21 protein-coding genes and 1 pseudogene are annotated in these 25,506 nt (G+C 67.4%); 15 read left to right on the top strand and 7 right to left on the bottom strand.

Annotated features, from left to right (window positions below; genetic code table 11):
• The first annotated feature begins 31 nt into the window (after positions 1–31).
• Positions 32–433 carry a Cu(I)-responsive transcriptional regulator gene (gene cueR / locus AC3B6A_RS04270; RefSeq protein ID WP_488401066.1) on the top strand — a complete coding sequence of 134 codons (402 nt, stop codon included), beginning with the start codon at positions 32–34 and terminating at the stop codon, positions 431–433.
• A gap of 12 nt (positions 434–445) precedes the next feature.
• On the opposite strand, the gene AC3B6A_RS04265 is transcribed toward cueR, so the two are convergent.
• The 6 genes and pseudogenes from AC3B6A_RS04265 to AC3B6A_RS04240 all read right to left on the bottom strand — a co-directional run bounded on the left by AC3B6A_RS04265 (position 446) and on the right by AC3B6A_RS04240 (position 7,871).
• Positions 446–1,156 carry a hypothetical protein gene (locus tag AC3B6A_RS04265; RefSeq protein ID WP_488401065.1) on the bottom strand — a complete coding sequence of 237 codons (711 nt, stop codon included), beginning with the start codon at positions 1,154–1,156 and terminating at the stop codon, positions 446–448.
• A 63-nt stretch (positions 1,157–1,219) separates the two neighbouring features.
• Positions 1,220–2,117 (bottom strand): annotated as a pseudogene (locus tag AC3B6A_RS04260) (EamA family transporter).
• 638 nt (positions 2,118–2,755) lie between these two features.
• Complete coding sequence (locus AC3B6A_RS04255; RefSeq protein WP_488403509.1) at positions 2,756–3,256, bottom strand: nucleotidyltransferase family protein; 501 nt, start codon at positions 3,254–3,256, stop codon at positions 2,756–2,758.
• Positions 3,257–3,312: 56 nt separating this feature from the next.
• Entirely contained in the window at positions 3,313–4,209 is an 897-nt protein-coding gene (locus tag AC3B6A_RS04250; protein ID WP_488401064.1) for a PA4780 family RIO1-like protein kinase, read from the bottom strand.
• A gap of 72 nt (positions 4,210–4,281) precedes the next feature.
• A complete protein-coding gene (locus tag AC3B6A_RS04245) occupies positions 4,282–5,463 on the bottom strand; it encodes a response regulator (RefSeq protein WP_488401063.1) in 1,182 nt (393 codons plus the stop codon).
• Positions 5,464–5,528: 65 nt separating this feature from the next.
• Positions 5,529–7,871, bottom strand: a complete 2,343-nt coding sequence (locus AC3B6A_RS04240) for an ATP-binding protein (RefSeq protein ID WP_488401062.1) — start codon at positions 7,869–7,871, stop codon at positions 5,529–5,531.
• Between the two features lie 124 nt (positions 7,872–7,995).
• Between AC3B6A_RS04240 and ada the strand changes: the two genes are divergently transcribed.
• From ada to AC3B6A_RS04190, 10 genes are all read left to right on the top strand, one after another.
• Complete coding sequence (gene ada / locus AC3B6A_RS04235; protein ID WP_488401061.1) at positions 7,996–9,057, top strand: bifunctional DNA-binding transcriptional regulator/O6-methylguanine-DNA methyltransferase Ada; 1,062 nt, start codon at positions 7,996–7,998, stop codon at positions 9,055–9,057.
• A 245-nt stretch (positions 9,058–9,302) separates the two neighbouring features.
• Positions 9,303–10,211: a glutamate/aspartate ABC transporter substrate-binding protein gene (locus AC3B6A_RS04230; protein WP_488401060.1), complete on the top strand. Its 909-nt coding sequence runs from the start codon at positions 9,303–9,305 to the stop codon at positions 10,209–10,211.
• Positions 10,212–10,461: 250 nt separating this feature from the next.
• A complete protein-coding gene (locus tag AC3B6A_RS04225) occupies positions 10,462–11,208 on the top strand; it encodes an amino acid ABC transporter permease (protein ID WP_488401059.1) in 747 nt (248 codons plus the stop codon).
• Positions 11,205–11,873: an amino acid ABC transporter permease gene (locus AC3B6A_RS04220; protein WP_488401058.1), complete on the top strand. Its 669-nt coding sequence runs from the start codon at positions 11,205–11,207 to the stop codon at positions 11,871–11,873. The genes AC3B6A_RS04225 and AC3B6A_RS04220 overlap by 4 nt, the downstream gene beginning before the upstream one ends.
• Positions 11,870–12,604, top strand: a complete 735-nt coding sequence (locus AC3B6A_RS04215; RefSeq protein WP_488401057.1) for an amino acid ABC transporter ATP-binding protein — start codon at positions 11,870–11,872, stop codon at positions 12,602–12,604. Before AC3B6A_RS04220 ends, AC3B6A_RS04215 begins: the two co-directional genes overlap by 4 nt.
• A gap of 71 nt (positions 12,605–12,675) precedes the next feature.
• Entirely contained in the window at positions 12,676–14,349 is a 1,674-nt protein-coding gene (gene ggt / locus AC3B6A_RS04210) for a gamma-glutamyltransferase (RefSeq protein WP_488401056.1), read from the top strand.
• 83 nt (positions 14,350–14,432) lie between these two features.
• Complete coding sequence (locus AC3B6A_RS04205; protein WP_488401055.1) at positions 14,433–16,325, top strand: sensor histidine kinase; 1,893 nt, start codon at positions 14,433–14,435, stop codon at positions 16,323–16,325.
• Positions 16,322–17,656 (top strand): two-component response regulator AauR, encoded by a 1,335-nt coding sequence (gene aauR / locus AC3B6A_RS04200; protein WP_488401054.1) that lies wholly within the window; start codon positions 16,322–16,324, stop codon positions 17,654–17,656. The genes AC3B6A_RS04205 and aauR overlap by 4 nt, the downstream gene beginning before the upstream one ends.
• An 89-nt stretch (positions 17,657–17,745) precedes the next feature.
• Positions 17,746–18,195 (top strand): hypothetical protein, encoded by a 450-nt coding sequence (locus AC3B6A_RS04195; protein ID WP_488401053.1) that lies wholly within the window; start codon positions 17,746–17,748, stop codon positions 18,193–18,195.
• A 414-nt stretch (positions 18,196–18,609) separates the two neighbouring features.
• Positions 18,610–18,852 carry a hypothetical protein gene (locus AC3B6A_RS04190; RefSeq protein ID WP_488401052.1) on the top strand — a complete coding sequence of 81 codons (243 nt, stop codon included), beginning with the start codon at positions 18,610–18,612 and terminating at the stop codon, positions 18,850–18,852.
• Between the two features lie 6 nt (positions 18,853–18,858).
• On the opposite strand, the gene AC3B6A_RS04185 is transcribed toward AC3B6A_RS04190, so the two are convergent.
• Positions 18,859–19,470 (bottom strand): class I SAM-dependent methyltransferase, encoded by a 612-nt coding sequence (locus tag AC3B6A_RS04185; protein WP_488401051.1) that lies wholly within the window; start codon positions 19,468–19,470, stop codon positions 18,859–18,861.
• A gap of 375 nt (positions 19,471–19,845) precedes the next feature.
• Between AC3B6A_RS04185 and AC3B6A_RS04180 the strand changes: the two genes are divergently transcribed.
• From AC3B6A_RS04180 to acnD, 4 genes are all read left to right on the top strand, one after another.
• Entirely contained in the window at positions 19,846–20,556 is a 711-nt protein-coding gene (locus tag AC3B6A_RS04180) for a GntR family transcriptional regulator (RefSeq protein ID WP_488401050.1), read from the top strand.
• Positions 20,553–21,440 carry a methylisocitrate lyase gene (gene prpB / locus AC3B6A_RS04175; protein ID WP_488401049.1) on the top strand — a complete coding sequence of 296 codons (888 nt, stop codon included), beginning with the start codon at positions 20,553–20,555 and terminating at the stop codon, positions 21,438–21,440. Before AC3B6A_RS04180 ends, prpB begins: the two co-directional genes overlap by 4 nt.
• Before the next feature lie 219 nt (positions 21,441–21,659).
• Entirely contained in the window at positions 21,660–22,820 is a 1,161-nt protein-coding gene (gene prpC / locus AC3B6A_RS04170) for a bifunctional 2-methylcitrate synthase/citrate synthase (RefSeq protein ID WP_488401048.1), read from the top strand.
• Positions 22,820–25,429 (top strand): Fe/S-dependent 2-methylisocitrate dehydratase AcnD, encoded by a 2,610-nt coding sequence (acnD, locus tag AC3B6A_RS04165; RefSeq protein WP_488401047.1) that lies wholly within the window; start codon positions 22,820–22,822, stop codon positions 25,427–25,429. Before prpC ends, acnD begins: the two co-directional genes overlap by 1 nt.
• Positions 25,430–25,506 lie beyond the last annotated feature (77 nt).

Genomic DNA, 25,506 nt, shown 5'->3' with positions numbered 1-25,506 from the left:
TGGCGAGGGCGTTCGCTCAAGAGGAATCGGCATGAACATCGGCGAAGCGGCGAAGAAGAGCGGCCTGACCGCGAAGATGATCCGCTACTACGAATCCACCGGCCTGCTCGCCCCCGCCGGCCGCAGCGCCAGCGGCTACCGGCACTACAGCGAGCAGGACCTGCATACCCTGGCCTTCATCCGCCGCTCGCGGGATTTCGGCTTCTCCCTGGAGGAAGTCGGCCAACTGCTCGCCCTCTGGCAGGACCGCCAGCGCGCCAGCGCCGACGTCAAGGCCCTCGCCGCCCGCCATATCGACGCGCTCAACCGCAAGATCGCCGAACTCAGCAGCCTGCGCGACACCCTGCAGGAACTCAGCGACCACTGCCAGGGTGACCACCGGCCGGACTGCCCGATCCTCAAGGACCTGGAGTCGGGTTCCTGCTGTCACTGAATCAACCTGTACCTACTTCAAACGGCTCTCAAGAGCCACAACGGCCTTCGCTGCAAGCTCGCAGCCTCGATCGCCAGCTGCTCGGAAATAGGTCAGCTTCCTCTCCAGGGAGGCACGATCTACTCCACTCGTGCGCTTGGCCAAGTCGTAGTAGGCGTCAACTTCGAACTCTTTCTGGCTTAGCTCAGGAAACGGGAATGACGCTCGCTGATTGGCACCGCAGATGCGGTATGCAGGAGATGGCATCGGGTAGTAGGCCGCATCACGAGATGCATTCCCCAGGGCCTTGACCAGGGCGTTCTCTACATCCGCTTGATCCCGCTGCGGACAGAGACTGGGAGCGACTACCACTGCAGGAAGAAAGTACTGACCAGCACTGAGGGCCAATTGAGCGCAAACCTCCTCCCGACTGGAAGAGTCTCCACTCATTGCCACGCGAAGGGTCATCGCCAGCAAGTACTGGCCAGCAGCATTGCCCTCGTCAGCAGAGCGTCGCAACGCAGGCAACGCCTCCCTGGCGAAAGTCACATAGTTGACGAACTGGGTCTGCAAGGCAGGATCCGTCCCTCCTTGCGTCGTCAGGAGGTCGTAGTCCTTGATCGAACTCTGCGACAGGGCCAGCAACTCGCGCGCCTGAGCCAGGTCACTGTCACCTGGCGCGGCATACACGGCCAACGGCAACAACGAGAAGAGCCAAACCGCCGCGGCGAATTTCGAATACATATCCAGATATCCCTTCCAGAAAATCGAGGCGCGAGTGTGTACCAGGCGCTCGCCCCCGACAATTCAATCGTTCCGCTTACGCTCTGGCCACCGCGCGACGACGCCAGATCGAAGCCGGCAGCACGGTCACGGCCAGACCAACGAAGACCAGCACGCAGGCCATCCAGTCCTGGGTGGTGAGGTCTTCCCCCAGGAACAGCCAGCCCGACAGCAGCCCGGACACCGGCACCGCGAGGGCGAAGGGGGTGACCTGGCTGGCCGGGTAGTGGCGCAGCAGGAAACTCCACAGGCCGAAGCCGACGGTGGTGGCCAGGAAGGCGATGTAGACCAGCGCGCCGGCGCCGCTCCAGCTGATGTTGAGCACGGCGTGTCCGATCGCCTCGGGGCCTTCGAAGATCCACGACAGCGCCAGCAGGGGCAGCGGCGGGATCAGGCTGACCCAGCAGATCAGGCGCAGCATGTCGCTGGCGCCGGAGCGCTTGGTGGCGATGTTGGAGAAGGCCCAGGCCAGGGCCGCGGCGATCACCAGCAGGAACGCCAGCAGGCTGTCGCCCAGCGGCCGTTCCAGGCCGATCAGCAGCAGGCCGCCGGCGGCCAGCGCCAGGCCCAGCAAGGCACGCGGGCCGGGGCGTTCGCCGAGCAGCGCGGCGGCGATCAGCACGGTGAAGAACACCTGGCTCTGCAGCACCAGCGACGACAGCCCGGCCGGCATGCCCAGGTGCATGCCGACGAACAGCAGGCCGAACTTCACCACGCCCAGCAGCACGCCAATCTGCACGATGCGCCAGAACGGCGCCGGCAACGGGCCGCGCAGGACAATCAGCGGCAGCGCCGCCAGGGCGAAGCGCAGGGCGCAGAACAGCAGCGGCGGGAAGTCGTGCAGGCCGACCTTGATCACGACGAAGTTGACGCCCCAGATCAGGGTGACCAGCAGGGCGAGCAGGATATGGCGCAACGGCATGGCGGCAGGCTCGGAGTGGGATGGAGCAACGCTACCAGCCTCGCCCGCCGCTGTATGGATACAGTTGCCGCCGTACAGTTGGGGGGATGGCCGCTCTTGGGGGCGACGGTCTTTTTCCGTGAGATCCGGATTCACGCCAGCCTCCCGGGAGAGAGGCTTTTGATCTCGTAGGAGCGGAGCTTGTCCGCGAAGCGTGCAGCGCGCGCCGATATTCATTCGCGGAGAAGCTCCGCTCCTACGAGAGCCGATCCCGGATGCACTGTGCTTTGGGCTCTGGCTCTTGAAGACTTCCAGAGAAATATCCGCGCACTCCGGAGCGCCCCTTCAGGAGGCCGAGTGGAATCGGAGTTTCAGGGGTTGAGCGGCATGGATGCCGCGAGAGCCGCGATGGGCCAGGGATGGCCCTTCGCGGCGGGCCCCTGAAACTTCGATGGAGCGAGGGTATTTTTCGCCCAGGCGAAAAACCGGATGCAGGGGCACAGACCTTTTGGTTCCTTTTGTGTCGTTTGACAAAAGGGACTCGCCCGAGGGGGCGAAACAAAAAGTCCCAGCACACGCCGAAGCGGCGCAGAAACACCCAAAGAAAAACAAAAAGCATCGCGGACAAAGTCCGCCCCTACGGGAGCGCCCGGCCACAGCTACGGGTGTTCGATCTGCAGGTTTGGCCAGCGCGCCAGCCAGTGCTTGGCGGCGAGGCGCTCGCGGTAGAGGTCGAGCTTGGCGCGGAAGCGTTCGGTCGGCCGAACGCGCAGCGCCAGCAGGTCGTCGACGCCCAGCGGCGCCAGCAGTTCCGGGGATTCGCCGCGAAGGCGCAGCGCCACCGCCGTGCAGGTTTCCGGCCAGTGGCGCAGCGCATCGGCGCAGTCGCGGTAGGGCGCGTCGCCGTTGCGCAGGTGCATGCGCGCCTGGTTGCGCACCGACCACGGCACGCCGGGAAAGACCTCCCGCAGCCGGCGCTCCCAGGCCTCGTCAGCCTCGGGCGAAAGATGATCGGCGGCGAAATACAGGACATCCACGTCGGCCAGCGGCGTGGCCTCGGCATGGCCGTGCAGGGCGTCCCACACGGCGTTGCGCACGAAGCCGGCGCCGATCCAGGCATCGGCCGGGCCGTGATCGCGCACGCCGCACAGCAGGCGCATGCGTTCGGGCTGCGCGGCGATCAGGGTGAGGATATGCGCCGGGCCGTTCAGCCCGGTCACGCCCGCTCCCAGGGCGGGGGCGGCGGCTCGTCACGGGGCTGCGGCGCGTCCTGGGCGACGCGGCCGGCCTCGCGGCGGGCCTGCTCGCGCAGGGCCTCGGCAATCTCGCGCAGCACGGAGTCGACGTCCGCCTCGTCCTCGGGATCGTCGAAATGGCCGGTCAGCTGGGTGTCCGGCTGCAGCTTGCCCTCTTCGTACAGCGCCCACATTTCCTTGGCGTAGTGGGTGTACTTCAGTTCCGGGGCGAAGCGGCCGAAGTAGGCGGCCATGTTGCCGACGTCGCGCTCCAGCATGCGGAAGGCGTGGTTGTTGCCGGCGGCGTCCACCGCCTGGGGCAGGTCGATGATCACCGGGCCGTCCGGCCCCACCAGCACGTTGAACTCGGACAGGTCGCCGTGCACCAGGCCGGCGCAGAGCATCATGACGATCTGGCGGATCAGGAAGGCGTGGAATTCGCGCGCCAGCTCCGGCTCCATCTCCACGTCGTTCAGGCGCGGCGCGGCGTCGCCGTCCTCGTCGGCGATCATTTCCATGAGCAGCACGCCGTCGAGGAAGTCGTAGGGCTTGGGCACCCGCACGCCGGCATTGGCCAGGCGGAACAGCGCGGCGACCTCGGCGTTCTGCCAGGCCTCCTCCTGCTCCTTGCGGCCGTACTTGCTGCCCTTGGCCATGGCGCGCGCCTGCCGGCTGTTGCGCACCTTGCGCCCCTCCTGGTACTCGGCGGCCTGGCGGAAGCTGCGTTTGTTGGCTTCCTTGTAGACCTTGGCGCAGCGCAGCTCGTTGCCGCAACGCACCACATAGACCGCTGCTTCCTTGCCGCTCATCAGCGGGCGCAGCACTTCATCGATCAGTCCGTCTTCGATCAGCGGCTCAATGCGTTTCGGGGTCTTCATCGGCTTCCTGGCATACCTCTCTACGGGCGCTGCGCACCTTATACGGCAAACCCCGGCGGCCGCCCAGAGCGATCAGAGGGCCGGTGGCGTCAGTTCGATGCTTTCGGTCACCGCATCCTCCAGCCGCAGCAGCTCCAGGCCGATGGCCTCGTCGCTGTCGGCGTGGCGCAGGGCGATGCTGGCGAAGCCTTCGGCGGCCTCGCAGAAGGCTTCCACCACCCACGGGTCGAACTGGCTGCCGGCGCCGGCCCTGATCCGCGCCGCCGCTTCGTCCGGTCCCAGCGAGGTGCGGTAGGCGCGGCGGCTGGTGAGCGCGTCGTAGCAGTCGACCAGGCTCAGCATCCGCGCGGCCAGCGGTATGCGCTCGCCGGCCAGGCCCTCCGGATAGCCGCCGCCGTCCCAGCGCTCGTGGTGGCTGTAGGCGATCTCCTTGGCGTAGCGCAGGAATTCGGTCGGGTAGCCGAGCTTGCGTTCGGCCGCCGCCAGCGCGTCGCGGCCGACCGTGGTGTGGCTCTGCATGATCAGCCGGTCGGCCTCGTCGAGCTGGCCGGGGCTGTGCAGGATGCGGTCGGGCACCGCGACCTTGCCGATGTCGTGCAGCTGCGCCGAGCGCGCCAGCAGCTCGATGTTCTCCAGCGACAGCTCGCCGGAGAACTCGTTGCGCAGCGCCAGGGTGTTGCCGAGCAGGCGCATGTAGTGCTCGATGCGCACCAGGTGCTGGCTGTGCGGGTTGTCGCGCAGGTCGCAGAGGGTCGCCATGGCTTCCAGCGTGGCGTCCTGGATGGCCTGCAGCTCGCGGGCGCGGCGGCGCACTTCGAGCTCCAGGTACTCGCTCTTGTCGCGCAGGAAATCGGCGTTGGCCTTGAGGTTGAGGTGCGCGCGGATGCGCGCCAGGGTCACCGGCGGGCTGATCGGCTTGGTGATGTAGTCCACCGCGCCGAGGTCGAGGCCCTTCTGCTCGTCGGCGGCGGCGACCATGCCGGTGAGGAAGATCACCGGGATATCGCGGGTGTACGGGTCGGCCTTGAGCTGCCGGCAGACTTCGTAGCCGTCCATCTCCGGCATCATGATGTCGAGCAGCACCAGGTCCGGGCGCGGGTCGCTCTGCACCAGGCGCAACGCCTTGGCGCCACTGGAGGCGACACGCACCTGGTAGCGGTCCATGAGCAGCTCGCTCATCAGCATCAGATTGTCCGGCTGGTCATCCACTACCAGGATCAGTTCCTGTTCCGGCCGGTCCAGCATGCTGTCCATTGCATTCCCCTTATCGATCAGTCTGCCACGCGGCTCCGGATCGGACCTTTTATCCGCTCCGGCGTTCAGATCCTGATGTCGCGCTCCCTCGCGAGATTCACCAGGTTTTCCAGGGCTCGCTCGAACTCGAAGCGCCGGATGTTCGCGGCGATGCCCTCGTATCCCTCATTGAAGACGTTGCGCAGCAGGCTTGCACGCTCGCCCAGCAGACGCCCGGCGCGCGGGTCGTCGGCGGCCAGCAGCTGCGCCAGGCGCCGGCAGACGCGCTCGACCTCCAGCGAGCCGCCGCCCGGCTCCAGCGTGGGCGCTTCCTCCGCCTCCGGCGGTTCGGGCGGCGGCAGCGGGTCGTGGCGGATGCTGTCCAGGTTCACTTCCACGGCATCGTCCACCCGCCCCAGCGGCAGCCGGCACCAGAACAGGCTGCCCTGCCCCGCCGTGCTTTCCATGCCGACGCTGCCGCCCATCGCTTCGGCCAGCCGCTTGCAGATCGCCAGCCCCAGCCCCGAGCCGCCATAGCGCCGGGTGATCGAGCTGTCGGCCTGGCGGAACGACTCGAACAGCCGCTCCTGCTGCGCCGGGGTGATGCCGATGCCGCTGTCGCGCAGGCCGAAGTACAGCTGCAGGCTGTCCTCGTCCTCGCCTTCCAGCTCGACGATCAGCACCAGCTCGCCGCGCTCGGTGAACTTCAGCGCGTTGTTGGCGTAGTTCATCAGGATCTGCCGCAGGCGCAGCGAGTCGCCCACCACCTGGGCCGGCACCCGCGGGTCGATCTCGCAGCGCACCGCCAGGCCCTTGCTCGCCGCGCGGATGCTGAGCAGGTCGAACAGCTCGCCGAGCTGGCGTTCGAGGTCGAAGGCGAGGTGCTCGAATTCCAGCTTGCCGGCCTCCACCCGCGACAGGTCGAGGATGTTGCTGATCAGCTCCAGCAGGAACTGGCCCGAGCCCTGGATCTTGCCCAGGTAGTCCAGCTGCTGCTGGTCCAGGGCGGTTTCCTGCAGCAAGTGGGCCAGGCCGATGATGATGTTCAGCGGCGTGCGGATTTCGTGGCTCATGTTGGCGAGGAAGTCGCTCTTGAGCTGCGCGGCCTCCTCGGCGAGGTCGCGGGCCTGGGCCAGCGCCACTTCGGTGGACTTGCGCGCGGTGACGTCGCGGCTCACCCCGACCAGCCCCAGCAGGCGCCCGTGGTCGTCATGGAAGGCGCTGCGCAGGGTGTCGAAGAGCACCCGCCGGCCGTCGGGGTAGACCACCCAGCCCTCGCTGGCGTAGGGCTCCCGGCCGGTCAGCGCCTGCTGGTCGCGCTCCCGCCGGCCGGCGCCGGCGTTGCGGCTGAACATCTGCCGGTCGTTGCGCCCGATGATCTCCTCCGGCGGCCGCCCGAGGCACTCGGCGAATGCCTGGTTGACCCCCAGGTAGCGGCCCTGGGTGTCTTTGAACCAGATCGGGTCGGGAATCGCGTTGATCAGCGCCAGCAGCGTGCTGCGCTGGCGGCGCTCCTCGGCTTCGGCGCGGGCGCGCTCGGCGACCTGGATCGACAGCCGGCGGTTCCACACCAGCACGAAGGCCAGCAGGGCGATCACGCCCACCACCCAGGGCCAGGCGATCTGCAGCAGGTGCATCCAGTCGAACACATCCAGCGCCGGCAGCCAGCGCGCCTGGATTTGCTCCTGCTCGCTGCGCGTGATGTTGCCCAGCGCGCGGTCGAGCAGCGGCACCAGCGGCTCCAGCTCCTTGCGCACGGCGAAGCGCACCTGGCTGTTGCCCAGGCCGCTATCGCCGCGGACCTCCAGGTTGCTCAGGCTCAGCTGTTCGATCAGGTAGCTGGAGGTGATCAGGTTGCCCACATAGGCATCGGCCTCACCGGTGGAGACCGCCTTGAGGGCGGCGGCGGAGTCCTCGCGGATCACGAAGAGGATGCCCGGCACCGCCTTCTCCAGCAGCTCCTGCACGGCATAGCCCTGCTCCACCGCCACCCGCCGGCCGGACAGGTCGTCGAGCACGCGGATGGTGCTGTCGCGGCGGGCGAAGATCAGGCTGCTGGTCAGCAGGTACGGCTGGCTGAAACTCAGGAAGTGCCTGCGGTCCTCGGTCATCGCCACCGACGGCACCAGGTCCACCTCGCCGGCGCGCACGGCGGCCAGCACCTCTTCCCAGGTGTTGAACAGCACCGGCTGGAACTTCATCCCCAGGCGTTCGGCGATCAGCTGCAGGTAATCGGCGCTGATGCCGTGGAACTGGTCGAACTCGTCGATCACCTCGAACGGCGGCCAGCCGGCGCGGTACAGCCCGACGCGGACCGGCTCGTGGGCACCGATGAACGCCCGCTCCTGGTCGGTCAGTGCGAGGCCCGCCGCGTGCGCCGGGGCATACAGCGCGACGAGCAGCAGGCAGCAGAAGCAAAGTCGAAGCAAGGCAACGCTCTCTGAGGTCGGACACCGGCAAGCGTAGTCCGCGGTTTGAAAACGCGATGCGGATTGCCCGCTCGCAACGCCGGACAGACAATTTCCCCATCGGCGAATTCCCTGGAGACCCGCCATGACGAGCATCGAACTGAATCCCGAACGCTGCTGGCAGGCCGTCTGCGAGCGCGACCCGCGCTTCGAGGGGCGCTTCGTCTTCAGCGTGCGCTCCACCGGCGTGTACTGCCGCCCCAACTGCCCGGCGCGGCGGCCCGCGCGCGGCAACGTGGCCTTCCACGCCGACGCGGCCGCCGCCGAAGCCGCCGGCTTCCGCCCGTGCAAGCGCTGCACGCCGAACGGCCCGAGCCCCCGCGAGCAGCTGGATGCGCTGGTCGCCGCGGCCTGCGAGCTGCTCGACCGCGCGGACAAGCCGCTGACCCTCGGCGAACTGGCCGGGCGCATCGGCCTCTCCGCCTCGCACCTGGCCCGCGCCTTCAAGGCCCGCACCGGCCTGACGCCGCGCGCCTGGGCCGAATCCCGGCGCGAGCAGCGCCTGGCCGCCGCCCTGCCGCAGGCGCGCTCGGTGCTGGATGCGGCCCTGGAAGCCGGTTACTCCGGAACCCGCGCCCTCTACGCCAGCGCCACCCCGCTGAGCCCGGCGCAACGCCGGCAGAAGGGCGCCGGCGAGCGCCTGCGCTACGCCATCGCACCCTGCCCGCTGGGCCGGATGCTGCTGGCAGCCACCGACAAGGGGGTCTGCGCCCTGCTGTTCGGCGACGATGCCGGCGAGCTGGAACGGCAACTGGCCGAACGCTTCGGCGCCGCCGAGCGGGTGCGCGACGACGCCGGCCTGGGCGACTGGCTGAACCGGGTGCTGGCGCAGCTGGCCGAACCCGAACAGGCCGCCCGCCTGCCGCTGGACCTGCACGGCAGCGCCTTCCAGCTGCGCGTCTGGCACGCCCTCACGCGCATCCCCAGCGGCGAGACGCGGCGCTACGGCGAACTGGCCGAACAGCTGGGCAGCCATCCGCGCGCCATCGCCCGCGCCTGCGCCAGCAACAACGTCGGCCTGCTGGTACCCTGCCACCGGGTGGTCGGCAGCGCGGGCGAAGGTGGCTACCGCTGGGGGCTGCCGCGCAAGCGCGAACTGCTGCACCGCGAGGAGCGCGCCGCCGGCCAGGTCAGCGACAAGGACTGAGGCCGGCGCACAGCGCCCTTTCGTTCGGATTTCCGAACGTGATTTCCGCGAATATCCGGATGACCGAACGCCGAGCCATTCCCGGCATCGCGCGGATCAAAAAAATATCCTTTGTATTCAGTAACTTGCCGAAATAACGAAGAGTTGGCACAGAGCCTGCTCCTGTTCATCCCGAGCATGCGGCATGGCTACCCCTCGCCAGTCGCAGGACTGAATAACAAACACAACCAGTCGAGGAAGATTCCATGCGTTTCGCACCCCGTGCGCTGGGCGCCGCCATTGTCGCAGCCCTGCTCGCCACTCCCGTGGTCGCCGAAGAACTCACCGGTACCCTGAAGAAGATCAAGGACTCCGGCACCGTCGTCCTCGGCCACCGTGACGCCTCCATCCCGTTCTCCTACCTCGGCACCGATCCGCGCCAGCCGGTGGGCTACTCCCACGACCTGCAGCTGAAGGTCGTCGAGGCGCTGAAGAAAGAGCTGGGCATGCCCGACCTGAAGGTACGCTACAACCTGGTCACCTCCCAGACCCGCATCCCGCTGGTACAGAACGGCACCGTGGACATCGAGTGCGGCTCCACCACCAACAACCTGGAGCGCCAGAAGCAGGTCGACTTCTCCGTCGGCATCTTCGAAGTGGGCACCCGCCTGCTGACCAAGACCAGCTCGGGCATCAACGAATTCTCCGACCTGAACGGCAAGAACGTGGTGACCACCGCCGGCACCACTTCCGAGCGCCTGCTCAAGCAGATGAACGCCGAGAAGAAGATGGGCATGAACATCATCTCGGCCAAGGACCACGGCGAGTCCTTCCTGATGCTCGAATCCGGCCGCGCCGTGGCCTTCATGATGGACGACGCGCTGCTCGCCGGCGAAATGGCCAAGGCCAGGAATCCGGCCGACTGGCACGTGGTCGGCACCCCGCAGTCCTTCGAAATCTACGCGTGTATGGTCCGCAAGGGCGATGCGCCGTTCAAGAAGGTGGTCGACCAGGCCATCGCCGGCACCTTCGCCTCGGGCGAGATCAACAAGATCTACGACCACTGGTTCATGCAGCCGATCCCGCCGAAGAACCTGAACCTCAACTTCCCGATGAGCGATGAGCTCAAGAAGCTGATCGCCACTCCGACCGACAAGTCTGCCGAGCAGATGTAACGGTCGCGCGCGGCTGAGCCCATAAGGCACAGCCGCGCGGGGGATCGGGAGCGCCAGCCAGGCGCTCCCGGCCCATATCCCAACCTGACGAATCCGGAACATCCGCTACCCGCGGGTGGCGGGCCGCTCTGCGCCCGCTTCCGGCTTCGTACCGTGAAAACAAATGCCTGCTCACGCTCCGCGAACCTGCCGCCAATGCAGTTCGGCCGACGCGCAGCGGAACGTGGACAACTCTGAGGGGAAACCCGACATGGATTACAACTGGGACTGGGGCGTGTTCTTCAAGTCCACCGGGATCGGCGACGAACGCTACCTGGACTGGTTCATCACCGGCCTGGGCTGGACCATCGCCGTTTCGCTCACGGCCTGGATCATCGCCCTGGCGCTCGGCTCGCTGCTGGGCGTGATGCGCACCCTGCCCAACCGCTGGCTGTCGGGCATCGCCACCGCCTACGTGGAACTGTTCCGCAACGTGCCGCTGCTGGTGCAGCTGTTCATCTGGTACTTCCTGGTGCCGGACTACCTGCCGCAGCCGCTGCAGGACTGGTTCAAGCTGGGCATCGCGCCGGAAACCTCGGCCTTCATCAGCGTGATCGTGTGCCTGGGCCTGTTCACCGCCGCGCGGGTCTGCGAACAGGTGCGCACCGGCATCCAGGCGCTGCCCAGGGGCCAGCTCGCCGCCGCCAGCGCCATGGGCTTCCGCCTGCCGGCGGTCTACCGCCACGTGCTGCTGCCGCAGGCCTTCCGCATCATCATTCCGCCGCTCACCTCGGAGTTCCTCAACGTCTTCAAGAACTCCTCGGTGGCCTCGCTGATCGGCCTCATGGAGCTGCTGGCGCAGACCAAGCAGACCGCCGAGTTCAGCGCCAACCTGTTCGAGGCCTTCACCCTGGCCACGGCGATCTACTTCACCCTGAACATGAGCCTGATGCTCGGCATGCGCTTCGTCGAGCGCAAGGTCGCCGTGCCGGGCCTGATCTCCGTGGGAGGCAAATGATGGACTTCAGCCAGATCGTTCCTGCCCTCCCCGGCCTCTGGGAGGGCATGCTCGCCACCCTGCAGCTGATGGCGCTGGGCGTGCTCGGCGGCGTGGTGCTGGGCACCCTGCTGGCGCTGATGCGCCTGTCGAGCAGCAAGCTGCTGTCGAACATCGCCGGCTTCTACGTGAACTATTTCCGCTCGATCCCGCTGCTGCTGGTGATCACCTGGTTCTACTTCGCGGTGCCGTTCATCCTGCGCTGGATCACCGGCGAGGACACCCCGGTGGGCGCGTTCACCTCGTGCCTGGTGGCCTTCATGATGTTCGAGGCGGCCTACTACTGCGAGATCGTCCGCGCCGGCATCCAGGCCATCCCCAAGGGCCAGATCGGCGCGTCCTACGCCCTGGGCATGACCTACGGCCAGGCCATGCGCCTGATCATCCTGCCCCAGGCGTTCCGCAAGATGACCCCGCTGCTGCTGCAGCAGAGCATCATCCTGTTCCAGGACACCTCGCTGGTGTACTCGGTGGGCCTGATGGACTTCCTCAACGCCGCCCGCTCGCGTGGCGACATCATCGGCCAGCCCCATGAATTCCTGATCTTCGCCGGTCTCGTCTACTTCGTCATCAGCTTCGCCGCGTCCTTCGGCGTGAAGCGCCTGCAGAAAAGGTTAACCGTATGATCTCCATCGATAACGTCAGCAAGTGGTACGGCGACTTCCAGGTTCTCACCGACTGCAACACCCGGGTTTCCAAGGGTGAAGTGGTGGTGGTCTGCGGGCCGTCCGGCTCGGGCAAGTCGACCCTGATCAAGTGCGTCAACGCGCTGGAGCCGTTCCAGAAGGGCGACATCACCGTCGACGGCACCTCCATCGCCAATCCCAAGACCGATCTGCCGAAGCTGCGCTCGCGCGTGGGCATGGTGTTCCAGCACTTCGAGCTGTTCCCGCACCTGTCGATCACCGAGAACCTGACCATCGCCCAGCGCAAGGTCCTCGGCCGCAGCAAGGAAGAGGCGATGGACAAGGGCATGAAGCTGCTCGACCGCGTCGGCCTCAAGGCCCATGCGCACAAGCACCCCGGCCAGCTCTCCGGCGGCCAGCAGCAGCGCGTGGCGATCGCCCGCGCGCTGGCGATGGACCCGATCGTCATGCTGTTCGACGAACCGACCTCGGCGCTCGACCCGGAGATGGTCAACGAGGTGCTCGACGTGATGGTCCAGCTCGCCCAGGAAGGCATGACCATGATGTGCGTGACCCACGAGATGGGCTTCGCGCGCAAGGTCGCCGACCGGGTGATCTTCATGGACCGCGGGCAGATCGTGGAGGACTGCGCGAAGGAGGAGTTCTTCGGCGACCTGCACAACCGTGCCGAACGCACCCAGCAGTTCCTCGCCAAGATCCTGCCGCATTGATACTCCCGGGGCGCTGCGGTTCGCCGGGGCGCTCCACCTCACCTGACGCACAACAATAAAAAGGAAGTCCCATGCGCGTGCTCCACTTCACGAAACTCCCCCTGGGCGTCGCGATCCTCGCCGCCAGTTCCTCGGTCTTCGCCGCCACCCTCGACGGCGGCGCGGTCGCGGCGCCGGACCAGTACGGCGCCAAGGTCGCCGCCGAAGTCCTGAAGAAGGGCGGCAACGCCGTCGACGCCGCGGTCGCCACCGCCTTCACCCTCGCGGTCACCTACCCCGAAGCCGGCAACATCGGCGGCGGCGGCTTCATGACCCTGTACGTCGACGGCAAGCCGTACTTCCTCGACTACCGCGAGATCGCGCCGAAGGCCGCGACCAAGACCATGTACCTGAACGACAAGGGCGAGGTGATCGAGAACCTCAGCCTGGTGGGCACCAAGGCCGCCGGCGTGCCCGGCACCGTGATGGGCCTGTGGGAGGCGCACCAGCGCTTCGGCAAGCTGAAGTGGAGCGAACTGCTGACCCCGGCCATCGGCTACGCCAAGACCGGTTTCAAGGTCGCCGACCAGCAATACCAGTACCGCCAGGACGCCATCGCGCTGTTCAACGGCAAGACCAACTTCGGCGACTACTTCGGCACCATGAAACCCGGCGAGACCTTCAGGCAGCCGGAGCTGGCCAGGACCCTGGAGCGCATCGCCGACAAGGGCCCGGACGACTTCTACAAGGGCGAGACCGCCAGGCTGCTGGTCGCGCAGATGAAGCACGACGGCGGCCTGATCACCGCCGAGGACCTCAGCGGCTACGAGGCCAAGTGGCGCGAGCCGATGCGCATCGACTGGCAGGGCAACACCCTGTACACCGCGCCGCTGCCGAGCTCCGGCGGCATCGCCCTGGCCCAGCTGATCGGCATCAAGGAACAGCGCGCCGCCGACTTCAAGGGCGTGGAGCTGAACTCCGCCAAGTACATCCACCTGCTCGCGGAGATCGAGAAGCGCGTGTTCGCCGACCGCGCCGACTACCTGGGCGACCCGGACTTCTCCAAGGTGCCGGTGGCCCAGCTGACCGATCCGGCGTACATCGCCAGGCGCGCCAAGGAAGTGAATCCGGACGCCATCTCGGCAACCGAGAAGGTCCGCCCGGGCCTGGAACCGCACCAGACCACGCACTTCTCCATCGTCGACAAGGACGGCAACGCGGTCAGCAACACCTACACCCTGAACTGGGACTTCGGCAGCGGCGTGGTGGTCAAGGGCGGCGGCTTCCTGCTCAACGACGAGATGGATGACTTCAGCGCCAAGCCGGGCGTGGCCAACGCCTTCGGCGTGGTCGGCAGCGACGCCAACGCCATCGAGCCGGGCAAGCGCATGCTCTCCTCCATGAGCCCGAGCATCGTCACCCGCGACGGCAAGGTCAGCCTGGTGCTGGGCACCCCCGGCGGCTCGCGCATCTTCACCTCGATCTTCCAGGTGCTGAACAACGTCTACGACTACCACCTGCCCCTGGAGAAGGCCGTGGCCGCGCAGCGCGTGCACCACCAGCTGCTGCCCAAGGACACCCTCTACTTCGACGCCTACGCGCCGCTCACCGGCAAGGTCGCCGACGAGCTGAAGACCCTGGGCTACACCCTGGCAGACCAGGGCTGGAACATGGGTGACATCCAGGCCATCCGCGTCGACGGCAAGGCCCTGGAAACCGCCTCCGATCCGCGCGGCCGCGGCGTCGGACTGGTGGTCAAGCCCTAAGCCCGCGAGAGCGCACCGTGTGGTACCCGAGCCAGTCCATCGCCGCCCCCCGGTGTTGGGCTGGTTCGGCCCGGGCGCCTGTGATGCAATGCGCTCCCAGCCCATTGCCACCGCCGCTCATCGTGAAGCCACGCCTGCTGCGCAACCTCCTCGTGCCTCTCCTGCTGCTCCTGCTCACGCTGGGCTTCGGCTACGGCGGCTACCTGGTCAGCGACGGCGCCGGCACCCGCGCCCTGATCGGCAGCGGCGAACGCCAGCTGGAGCTGCACGCCCGCGGCGTGGAGAGCGAGATGAGCCGCTATTCCTACCTGCCCAGCGTGCTGGAGCTGGAAAAGAACGTCACCCGCCTGCTGCTCGACCCCACCCCGTACAACCGCAGCCTGGTCAATGCCTACCTCGAAGGTCTGAACAGCCGCGCCGGCAGCCGCGCCATCTACCTGCTGGACACCTCCGGGCGGGTGCTGGCCACCAGCAACTGGCAGAAGGTGGACAGCTACCAGGGCGAGGACCAGTCGTTCCGCGCCTACTTCCAGGACGCCATGGCCGGCCGCCCGGGGCGCTTCTACGGCATGGACAGCACCACCGGCGAGCCCGGCTACTACCTGGCCCACGGCCTGGTCAGCGGCGACCGGATCATCGGCGTGGCGGTGGTCAAGGTGCGGATGGAGGCGCTCGAACAGCGCTGGGAAAAGGCCCGCCTGCAAGCCTTCGTCAGCGACGAGAACGGCATCATCATCCTCTCCAGCGACCCCGCCCTGCGCCTGCAGGCGGTGCGCCCGCTCAGCGCCGACGACAAGGAGCGCCTGGCGCGCAGCCTGCAGTATTACTGGTGGGCGCTCAACGAATGGCAGCCGCTCTCGCGCCGGCCCCTGGGCGAGGGCGTGGAGGAAATCAGCTTCCCGCCGCGCGCGCCGGAGGTCGACGGCCACCGGCCCGTCAGCTACCTGATGCAGACCCGCCGGCTGAACGACACCTCGTGGAACTTCACCCTGCTCAGCCCGCTGCACGACGTGCGCCGCGAGGCGATGATCCACGGCATGCTCGCCGCGCTGGGCTTCGCCCTGCTGGCCTTCCTGCTGATCGCCTGGAACGAGCGGCGCAAGGTCATCGCCACCCGCCTCGCCGCCCGCGAGGCGCTGGAGCAGGCCAACAACGCCCTGGAACGGCGCATCGCCGAACGCACCGGCGACCTGCGCGCCAGCAACCAGCACCTGCGCGAGCAGATCCGCGAACGCCGGCAGGCCGAGGAAACCCTGCGCAAGGCCCAGGACCGCCTGGTACAGACCGGCAAGCTGGCGGTGATCGGGCAGATGTCCACCAGCATCGCCCACGAACTCAACCAGCCGCTGGCGGCGCTGCGCACCCTCTCGGGCAACACCGTGCGCTTCCTCGCGCGCGGCAAGCTGGACGTCGCCAGCAGCAACCTGGTCGCCATCAACGAAATGGTCGACCGCATGGGCCGCATCACCGCCAGCCTGCGCTCCTTCGCCCGGCGCGCCGACGACCACGGCCAGGCCTCCCTGGGCCAGGCGGTGGACGCCGCGCTGATGGTCCTGCAGGTGCGCCTGGGCGAAGTGCCGGTGACCCTGCACCGCGATGTCCCCGACGCCCGCCTGGCCATCGACCAGACCCGCCTGGAGCAGATACTGGTCAACCTCATCGCCAATGCGCTGGACGCCATGGGCCCGCAGGAGGACCGCCAGCTCTGGCTGGAAGGTCGCGTCGAGGGCGACGGCCACTACCGCCTGGTGGTGCGCGACAACGGCCCCGGCATCCCGCAGGACGCGCGCGCGCACCTGTTCGAACCCTTCTTCACCACCAAGCCCGGCGAACTCGGCCTGGGCCTGGGCCTGACCCTTTCGGCCAGCCTCGCCACCGCCGCCGGCGGCAGCCTCGGCGTGGCCCACCCGGAGGCCGGCGGCACCGCCTTCGAGCTCAACCTGCCGCTGCTGCCCGCCCTGGAGAACCCCACATGAGCGAAGAATCCCTGCGCGTCCTGGTCGTCGAGGACGACCCGCACGTCCTCCTCGGCTGCCAGCAGGCGCTGGCCCTGGAAGACATCGACAGCGACGGCGTGGGCAGCGCCGAGGAAGCGCTGAAAAAGGTCGGCGCCGACTTCCCCGGCATCGTCGTCAGCGACATCCGCATGCCCGGCATGGACGGCCTGCAGCTGCTGGAGAAGCTCAAGGCGCTCGACCCCAGCCTGCCGGTGGTGCTGATCACCGGCCACGGCGACATCGCCATGGCGGTGAAAGCCATGCGCGACGGCGCCTACGACTTCATGGAAAAACCCTTCTCCCCCGAGAAGCTGGTGGAAACCGCGCGCCGGGCCCTGGCCCAGCGCGCCCTGACCCGCGAGGTCAGCCAGCTGCGCCGCCAGCTCGCCGGCCGCCAGGCCCTGGAAAGCCGGCTGATCGGCCGCTCGCCGGCCATGCAGGCGCTGCGCGAGCTGATCGCCAACGTCGCCGACACCTCGGCCAACGTGCTCATCGAAGGCGAGACCGGCACCGGCAAGGAACTGGTCGCGCGCTGCCTGCACGACTACAGCCGGCGCCAGGCCAAGCCCTTCGTCGCGCTCAACTGCGGCGGCCTGCCGGAAAGCCTGATCGACAGCGAAATCTTCGGCCACGAGGCCCACGCCTTCACCGGCGCCGGCAAGCGGCGGATCGGCAAGATCGAGCACGCCAACGGCGGCAGCCTGTTCCTCGACGAGATCGAGAGCATGCCGCTGAACCTGCAGATCAAGCTGCTGCGCGTGCTGCAGGAACAGCAGTTGGAACGCCTGGGCTCCAACGAACTGATCCCGGTGGACTGCCGGGTGATCGCCGCGACCAAGTCCGACCTCGCCGCCATGGGCCGCGACGGCAGCTTCCGCAGCGACCTCTACTACCGCCTCAACGTGGTCACCCTGAACCTGCCGCCGCTGCGCGAGCGCCGCGAAGACATCCTGATGCTCTTCGAGCACTTCCTGCAGCAGTCCTCGCTGCGCTTCGACCGCCCGGCGCCGGCCATCGACAACGCCACCGCCGCCACCCTGATGGCCCACGACTGGCCGGGCAACGTGCGCGAACTGCGCAACGTCGCCGAACGCTTCGCCCTCGGCCTGCCGGTGCTGGCCGGCGGCAACCTCGGCCCGGACGCTGGCGAGCCGCGCTTCGCCGAGGCCGTGGAAGCCTTCGAGAAGAGCCTGCTGTCCACCGCCCTGGAACGCCACGCCGGCAACCTCAGCCAGGCCGCGGCGGCCCTGGGCATGGCCAAGACCACGCTGTTCGACAAGGTGAAGAAGTACGGCCTCAAGGGCGAATAGCCTCCCGCGCGTCACCGGCCCCATTGATCTGCGCTACCGCCTCCCGGACACTAGCGCCCTTTCCACCGGCCGCACGAGCGGGAGCCACCATGTCCACCCAAGCCGAAACCCTCTGGAACCAGCTCTGCGCCGATGCCGGCGTCGACCCGCAGCAGCGCATGGCCGCGCGCCGCGCCATCCTCGCCAGCGCCGAGGCGCTGGACGCCAACGTCTACCGTCCGGACGACAACGACCCGGACGCCGAAGAGCTGGACATGGGCGACGCCAAGGTCCTCTTCCTCGGCCCCTTCGAAGCCCCCGCCGACTGGGACGCAGCCGAACGTGAAGACTTCTTCGACGATGCCGACCCGGCGCTGTTCTTCAACGCGCGCATCGAGTCCGAGGCCGAGCCGGGCACGCCGGGCTTCTTCGTGCCGGAAGTCGGCGACTTCCTGGCCGTGATGGACGCCGGCAAGATCCAGATGTACTTCCTCCACGACTGGCGCGAAGACAACGACGGCTGCACCTGCGTGCTGATCCGCGACGATATCCAGCTCTGATCCGAATGACGCTTTCGTAGGAGCGGACCTTGTCCGCGATCCGGCCGAAAGGCCGGCCTGTTACGCCTTCGCGGACAAGGTCCGCTCCTACGAAAAGCGCCCCCTCCTGACCACGCACCGCACGCCCCCGATACACCGCTTGAACGCCCGGCTGAACGCCGCCTCGGACGGCTGGCCGAGCCGCCCGGCCAATTCCGCAACACCGATTTCCCGCTCCTGCAGACAGCCCGACACCACGGCGGCACCGTTCGAGGACTTCTCCGGAGACTGGGCGGCAGCTTTTGCAGCGTCGCCGTGGGAGAAACGCCCTGGAGGAAAATAATTTCCTACAAATTTATCGGATACCTCCGATGAACTCGGCGCCGGGCCGCTGTCTAGAGTAGACGCCCCATTTTTCCCACCGGACCATCCACCATGCATGACGATCCCGACAGCCTCTGGGTCGAAGTGGAGACCTGGTCTCCCTACCGCCCGCAACGCATCCTCCACGGCCGCATCAGCCGGGAAGACTTCCTCGCCCTGCACGAAGGCCATGCGCCCGCCATGGTGCGCCTGGACGACTGCCAGAGCGGCGAGTCGCCCCGCGGCGCGGTGCAGGACCTGTTCCTCAGCAGCTCGCACATCCTCAGCGTCACGCCGCTGGGCCGGGCCGCCTGAGCCGCGTCAGTCGGCCATGCCGCGGTAGACGTAGGTCATCGGCCGGGGCCCCGGCAGGTAGTCCTGGGTCAGCTCGCGCAGGTTGAAGCCGCCGGCCTCGATCAGCGCCGGCATGTCGCGGTCGAGGTGGCAGCCGCCGGCCAGCGGCTTCCACACCGGCGTCAGCCGGTGCTGCCAGGCGCGCACGCCGGCATCCGGCGCCAGGCCGTGTTCGCAGAAGAGGAATTCGCCGCCGGGCTTGAGCACCCGGCGCATTTCCTTCAGCGCCGCCACGGCATCGGGGATGCTGCACAAGGTGAAGGTGCAGACGATGCTGTCGAAGCTGCCGGCGTCGGCGCGGATCTCGCCCAGCTCCAGCGCCACCATCTCCACCGGGATGCCGATGCGCGCGACGCGCTCGCGGGCGAGCTTCTGCATCTGCGCCGCCGGGTCGACCCCGACGATTGTCGACACTTTCGCCGGATCGTAGAACGACAGGTTCAGCCCGGTGCCCAGGCCGATCTCCAGCACCCGGCCCTGGGCGCGGGGCACCAGCAGCGAGCGCTGCTTCATCACATCGCCCAGGCCGCAGGCGAAATCGATCAGCCGGGGCAGGACATAGCGATCGTAGAGTTGCATGTGCGCGATCTCCGTTTTTCCGCCGATCCGAGGATCTGTACGAGAAGTCGTCGAGCGAAGGTGAGGCTAGGCAAAAATCGGTGAGGAAGCGGAGTTTACGTGCTGTAAATGAGCATTCCGAACCGATTTTTAACGACGCATCACCGATGCGCAGACACTTTTCGTACAGAGCCAGGCGGGCTTGGGCAGCACCGGCAGGCAGGCCCGAGGAAGGGATATCCGCCATTCCCGCGGACAGCGCCGCCGGCTGACCGCTCCGCTCAGGTATAAACCCGGGGGCTTGTTAGACGATTGTCGACACTTCATCAAATCTTCATTGACCAAGGTGTATTTGAGGGGTAGCTTTCGCCGCACATCAAGAAGATTGTCGACACCATGAACGATAGCCTGACCCTGCCAAGCCTGCTTGCGGACGACAGCGAGACCCTTTCGGAGCACGTGTTCCGCAAGATCCAGTCGGCCATCGTCAAGGGCGAGATCGCCCCCGGCAGCAAGATTTCCGAGCCGGAGCTGGCGCGCACCTACGGCATCAGCCGCGGCCCGCTGCGCGAGGCGATCCACCGCCTGGAAGGCCAGAAGCTGCTGGTGCGCGTGCCGCACGTCGGCGCGCGGGTGGTGTCGCTGAGCCACGAGGAGCTGCTGGAGCTCTACGAAATCCGCGAATCCCTCGAAGGCATGGCCTGCCGCCTGGCCGCCGAGCGCATGAGCCAGGCGGAGATCGACGAGCTGCGCCAGGTGCTCGACACCCACGAGCGCGACGAGGCCTTCCAGGCCGGGCGCGGTTACTACCAGCAGGAAGGCGACTACGACTTCCACTACCGGATCATCCAGGGCAGCGGCAACCGCACCCTCACCCGCATGCTCTGCGGCGAGCTCTACCAGCTGGTGCGCATGTACCGCCTGCAGTTTTCGGCGACGCCCAACCGGCCGCGCCAGGCCTTCGCCGAGCACCACCGGATTCTCGACGCCATCGCCGACCGTGACGGCGAACTGGCCGAACTCCTGATGCGCCGCCACATCGGCGCATCGCGACGCAACATCGAACGGCAGATAGCCCAGCCCCCAGTAGAACGAGGTGAACAATGAGCAACAAGACCGCAGGCCAGCGCTTCCGTGACGCCCTTGCCGTAGAAAAGCCGCTGCAGGTGATCGGCGCGATCAACGCCAACCATGCGCTGCTGGCCAAGCGCGCCGGCTTCAAGGCCATCTACCTCTCCGGTGGCGGCGTGGCGGCGGGCTCCCTGGGTCTGCCGGACCTGGGCATCAACACCCTGGACGACGTGCTCACCGACGTGCGCCGCATCACCGACGTCTGCGACCTGCCGCTGCTGGTCGACATCGACACCGGCTTCGGCCCCAGCGCCTTCAACATCGAGCGCACCGTGAAGAGCCTGATCAAGGCCGGCGCCGCCGCCGCGCACATCGAGGACCAGGTCGGCGCCAAGCGCTGCGGCCACCGTCCGGGCAAGGAAATCGTCTCCGTCGAGGAAATGTCCGACCGCGTGAAGGCCGCCGCCGACGCCAAGACCGATCCGGCCTTCTTCCTCATCGCCCGTACCGACGCCATCCAGGCCGAAGGGGTGGACGCGGCCATCGAACGCTGCCAGCGTTATGTCGAGGCCGGCGCCGACGCCATCTTCGCCGAGGCCGCCTATGACCTGCCGACCTACAAGCGCTTCGTCGACGCGCTGAACGTGCCGATCCTGGCCAACATCACCGAATTCGGCGCCACCCCGCTGTTCACCCGCGACGAGCTGGCCTCGGTCGGCGTGGCCATCCAGCTCTACCCGCTGTCGGCCTTCCGCGCCGCCAACAAGGCCGCCGAAGCCGTCTACACCGCGATCCGCCAGGAAGGCCACCAGCAGAACGTGATCGAGCTGATGCAGACCCGCGCGGAACTGTACGACCGCATCGGCTACCACGCATTCGAGCAGAAGCTCGACGCGCTGTTCGCCGCCGGCAAGAAGTGATTTCCCCTTCGTTCGGGCCAAGCCTGAACGAAGCGTAGGGTGCATAACGCCCCAGGCGTTATCCACCCTTGGCTGTAACGAACGGCGGATAACGCTTCGCGTTATTCGCCCTACGCCAAGGCGAAGTCCGAGTGGCTTTCGCCAACCAGATTCGAACCGATATCCCGGCCCGCGCCGGGGGAAAAGAACAAGCAACCGGATTTGATGAGGAGACTCGCGATGAGCGCTACCGCAGAAACCACCACCGGCTTCAAGCCGAAGAAGTCCGTGGCCCTGAGTGGCACCGCCGCTGGCAACACCGCCCTGTGCACCGTCGGCCGTACCGGCAACGACCTGCACTACCGTGGCTATGACGTCCTGGACTTCGCCAACCGCTGCGAATTCGAGGAAATCGCCCACCTGCTGGTCCACGGCAAGCTGCCCAACGCCGCCGAGCTGGCCGGCTACAAGGCCAAGCTGAAGGCCCTGCGCGGCCTGCCGGCCGGCGTCAAGGCCGCCCTGGAAACCCTGCCGCCCTCGGCCCATCCGATGGACGTGATGCGCACCGCCGTGTCCGTGCTCGGCTGCCTGTCGCCGGAGAAGGACGACCACAACCATCCGGGCGCCCGCGACATCGCCGACAAGCTGATGGCCTCCCTCGGCTCCGCGCTGCTCTACTGGTACCACTTCAGCCACAACGGCAAGCGCATCGACGTCGAGACCGACGACGACTCCATCGGCGGCCACTTCCTGCACCTGCTGCACGGGCAGAAGCCGCGCGAGTCCTGGGTGCGCGCCATGCACACCTCGCTCAACCTGTACGCCGAGCACGAGTTCAACGCCTCCACCTTCACCTCCCGGGTGATCGCCGGCACCGGCTCGGACATCTACTCCTGCGTCGCCGGCGCCATCGGCGCGCTGCGCGGCCCGAAACACGGCGGCGCCAACGAGGTGGCCTTCGAGATCCAGAAGCGCTACGACAACCCGAACGAAGCCGAGGCCGACATCCGTGCCCGCGTCGAGCGCAAGGAAGTCGTGATCGGCTTCGGCCACCCGGTCTACACCGTGTCCGACCCGCGCAACAAAGTGATCAAGGAAGTCGCCCACCAGCTCTCGGCCGAGCAGTCCAACACCAAGATGTATGACATCGCCGAGCGCCTGGAAAGCGTGATGTGGGAAATCAAGAAGATGTTCCCCAACCTCGACTGGTTCAGCGCCGTCAGCTACCACATGATGGGCGTGCCGACCGCCATGTTCACCCCGCTGTTCGTGATCGCCCGTACCGCCGGCTGGTCCGCCCACGTCATCGAGCAACGCATCGACGGCAAGATCATCCGCCCGAGCGCCAACTACGTCGGCCCGGAAGACCTGCAGTTCGTGCCGCTCAAGGACCGCAAATGATGAACACTCAATTCCGCAAACGCCTGCCCGGCACCGCGCTGGATTACTTCGACGCCCGCGAGGCGGTCGAGGCGATCCAGGCCGGCGCCTGGGAAAAACTGCCCTACACCTCCCGCGTGCTGGCCGAACAGCTGGTGCGCCGCTGCGACCCGCAGGACCTGACCGCCTCGCTGGAGCAACTGGTCTACCGCAAGCGCGACCTCGACTTCCCCTGGTACCCGGCGCGCGTGGTCTGCCACGACATCCTCGGCCAGACCGCGCTGGTCGACCTCGCCGGCCTGCGTGACGCCATCGCCGAACAGGGTGGCGACCCGTCCAAGGTCAACCCGGTGGTGCCGACCCAGCTGATCGTCGACCACTCGCTGGCCGTGGAGGCCGCGGGCTTCGACCCGGATGCGTTCGAGAAGAACCGCGCCATCGAAGACCGCCGCAACGAGGATCGCTTCCACTTCATCGACTGGACCAAGACCGCGTTCAAGAACGTCGACGTGATCCCGGCCGGCAACGGCATCATGCACCAGATCAACCTGGAGAAAATGAGCCCGGTGGTCCAGGCGCGCGGCGGCGTGGCCTTCCCCGACACCTGCGTCGGCACCGACTCGCACACCCCGCACGTGGATGCCCTGGGCGTGATCGCCATCGGCGTCGGCGGCCTCGAAGCCGAGACCGTGATGCTGGGCCACCCGTCGATGATGCGCCTGCCCGACATCGTCGGCGTCAAGCTGACCGGCAAGCGCAAGCCGGGCATCACCGCCACCGACATCGTCCTGGCGATCACCGAGTTCCTGCGCAAGGAGCGCGTGGTCGGCGCCTACGTCGAATTCTTCGGCGAGGGCGCGGACAGCCTGACCATCGGCGACCGCGCGACCATTTCCAACATGTGCCCGGAATACGGCGCCACCGCCTCGATGTTCTACATCGACGGCCAGACCATCGACTACCTCAAGCTCACCGGCCGCGAGCCCGAGCAGGTGGCGCTGGTGGAGAACTACGCGAAGACCCTCGGCCTGTGGAGCACCACCCTGGAGAAAGCCGAGTACGAGCGCGTGCTGGAGTTCGACCTGGGCACCGTGGTGCGCAACATGGCCGGCCCGTCCAACCCGCACCGCCGCCTGCCGACCTCGGCGCTGGCCGAGCGCGGCATCGCCGACGAAGCCAAGCTGCAAGCCGGCAAGGGCGAAGAAGCCCAGGGCCTGATGCCCGACGGCGCGGTGATCATCGCCGCCATCACCAGCTGCACCAACACCTCCAACCCGCGCAACGTCATCGCCGCCGGCCTGGTGGCGAAGAAGGCCAACGCGCTGGGCCTGGTGCGCAAGCCGTGGGTGAAGACCTCCTTCGCCCCGGGCTCGAAAGTCGCCAAGCTGTACCTGGAAGACGCCGGCCTGCTGCCGGAGCTGGAGAAGCTCGGCTTCGGCATCGTCGCCTATGCCTGCACCACCTGTAACGGCATGTCCGGCGCGCTGGACCCGGTGATCCAGAAAGAGATCATCGACCGCGACCTGTACGCCACCGCCGTGCTCTCGGGCAACCGCAACTTCGACGGCCGCATCCACCCCTATGCCAAGCAGGCCTTCCTCGCCTCGCCGCCGCTGGTGGTCGCCTACGCCATCGCCGGCACCGTGCGCTTCGACATCGAGCAGGACCCGCTGGGCACCGACAAGAACGGCAACCCGGTCACCCTGAAGGACCTCTGGCCGACCGACGAAGAGATCGACGCCATCGTCGCCGCAAGCGTCAAGCCGGAGCAGTTCAAGCAGGTCTACATCCCGATGTTCGACCTGGGCAGCGTGCAGGAAGCGGAAAGCCCGCTGTACGACTGGCGCCCGATGTCCACCTACATCCGCCGTCCGCCGTACTGGGAAGGCGCGCTGGCCGGGGAACGCACCCTGAAGGGCATGCGTCCGCTGGCGATCCTGCCGGACAACATCACCACCGACCACCTGTCGCCGTCCAACGCCATCCTGGCGGACTCGGCCGCTGGCGAGTACCTGGCGAAGATGGGCCTGCCGGAGGAGGACTTCAACTCCTACGCCACCCACCGCGGCGACCACCTGACCGCCCAGCGCGCCACCTTCGCCAACCCGCAGTTGGTCAACGAAATGGCCGTGGTCAACGGTGAAGTGAAGAAAGGCTCGCTGGCCCGCGTGGAACCCGAGGGCCAGGTGATGCGCATGTGGGAAGCCATCGAAACCTACATGAACCGCAAGCAGAACCTGATCATCGTCGCCGGCGCCGACTACGGCCAGGGCTCGTCCCGCGACTGGGCGGCCAAGGGCGTGCGCCTGGCGGGCGTGGAAGTGATCGTCGCCGAAGGCTTCGAGCGCATCCACCGCACCAACCTGGTGGGCATGGGCGTGCTGCCGGTGGAGTTCAAGCCGGGCACCACCCGCCTGACCCTGGGCCTGGACGGCACCGAGACCTACGACATCAAGGGCGACGTCTCGCCGCGCTGCGACCTGACCCTGGTCATCCATCGCAGCAATGGTGACGTCGTCGAAGTCCCGGTCACCTGCCGCCTGGACACCGCCGCCGAAGTGAAGGTGTACAACGCCGGCGGCGTGCTGCAGCGCTTCGCCAAGGACTTCCTCGAGTCGTCCGCGGCGTGATGCAACAGCCGGCCCGTCCAAGCGGCGGGCCGGCACCAATCCTGTAGGAGCGAGCTTGCTCGCGAACGGCCCCGCAG

It is taken from the genome of Pseudomonas sp. B12(2026), assembly GCF_057767015.1.
The sequence above is the reverse complement of the archived record's forward strand: the minus strand, read 5'-3'. Positions and strand labels throughout refer to the sequence as shown.

What these genes read in the sequence shown, in the direction of transcription:
- AC3B6A_RS04215 (WP_488401057.1), top strand. Translation starts at nt 11,870, where the DNA reads ATGATCTCCATCGATAACGTCAGCAAGTGGTACGGCGACTTCCAGGTT.
- acnD (WP_488401047.1), top strand. Translation starts at nt 22,820, where the DNA reads ATGAACACTCAATTCCGCAAACGCCTGCCCGGCACCGCGCTGGATTAC.
- AC3B6A_RS04230 (WP_488401060.1), top strand. Translation starts at nt 9,303, where the DNA reads ATGCGTTTCGCACCCCGTGCGCTGGGCGCCGCCATTGTCGCAGCCCTG.
- ada (WP_488401061.1), top strand. Translation starts at nt 7,996, where the DNA reads ATGACGAGCATCGAACTGAATCCCGAACGCTGCTGGCAGGCCGTCTGC.
- AC3B6A_RS04265 (WP_488401065.1), bottom strand. Translation starts at nt 1,156, where the DNA reads ATGTATTCGAAATTCGCCGCGGCGGTTTGGCTCTTCTCGTTGTTGCCG.
- cueR (WP_488401066.1), top strand. Translation starts at nt 32, where the DNA reads ATGAACATCGGCGAAGCGGCGAAGAAGAGCGGCCTGACCGCGAAGATG.
- AC3B6A_RS04255 (WP_488403509.1), bottom strand. Translation starts at nt 3,256, where the DNA reads ATGCGCCTGCTGTGCGGCGTGCGCGATCACGGCCCGGCCGATGCCTGG.
- AC3B6A_RS04180 (WP_488401050.1), top strand. Translation starts at nt 19,846, where the DNA reads ATGAACGATAGCCTGACCCTGCCAAGCCTGCTTGCGGACGACAGCGAG.
- AC3B6A_RS04185 (WP_488401051.1), bottom strand. Translation starts at nt 19,470, where the DNA reads ATGCAACTCTACGATCGCTATGTCCTGCCCCGGCTGATCGATTTCGCC.
- AC3B6A_RS04250 (WP_488401064.1), bottom strand. Translation starts at nt 4,209, where the DNA reads ATGAAGACCCCGAAACGCATTGAGCCGCTGATCGAAGACGGACTGATC.
- AC3B6A_RS04205 (WP_488401055.1), top strand. Translation starts at nt 14,433, where the DNA reads ATGCAATGCGCTCCCAGCCCATTGCCACCGCCGCTCATCGTGAAGCCA.
- aauR (WP_488401054.1), top strand. Translation starts at nt 16,322, where the DNA reads ATGAGCGAAGAATCCCTGCGCGTCCTGGTCGTCGAGGACGACCCGCAC.
- AC3B6A_RS04195 (WP_488401053.1), top strand. Translation starts at nt 17,746, where the DNA reads ATGTCCACCCAAGCCGAAACCCTCTGGAACCAGCTCTGCGCCGATGCC.
- prpC (WP_488401048.1), top strand. Translation starts at nt 21,660, where the DNA reads ATGAGCGCTACCGCAGAAACCACCACCGGCTTCAAGCCGAAGAAGTCC.
- prpB (WP_488401049.1), top strand. Translation starts at nt 20,553, where the DNA reads ATGAGCAACAAGACCGCAGGCCAGCGCTTCCGTGACGCCCTTGCCGTA.
- AC3B6A_RS04190 (WP_488401052.1), top strand. Translation starts at nt 18,610, where the DNA reads ATGCATGACGATCCCGACAGCCTCTGGGTCGAAGTGGAGACCTGGTCT.
- AC3B6A_RS04245 (WP_488401063.1), bottom strand. Translation starts at nt 5,463, where the DNA reads ATGGACAGCATGCTGGACCGGCCGGAACAGGAACTGATCCTGGTAGTG.
- ggt (WP_488401056.1), top strand. Translation starts at nt 12,676, where the DNA reads ATGCGCGTGCTCCACTTCACGAAACTCCCCCTGGGCGTCGCGATCCTC.
- AC3B6A_RS04225 (WP_488401059.1), top strand. Translation starts at nt 10,462, where the DNA reads ATGGATTACAACTGGGACTGGGGCGTGTTCTTCAAGTCCACCGGGATC.
- AC3B6A_RS04220 (WP_488401058.1), top strand. Translation starts at nt 11,205, where the DNA reads ATGATGGACTTCAGCCAGATCGTTCCTGCCCTCCCCGGCCTCTGGGAG.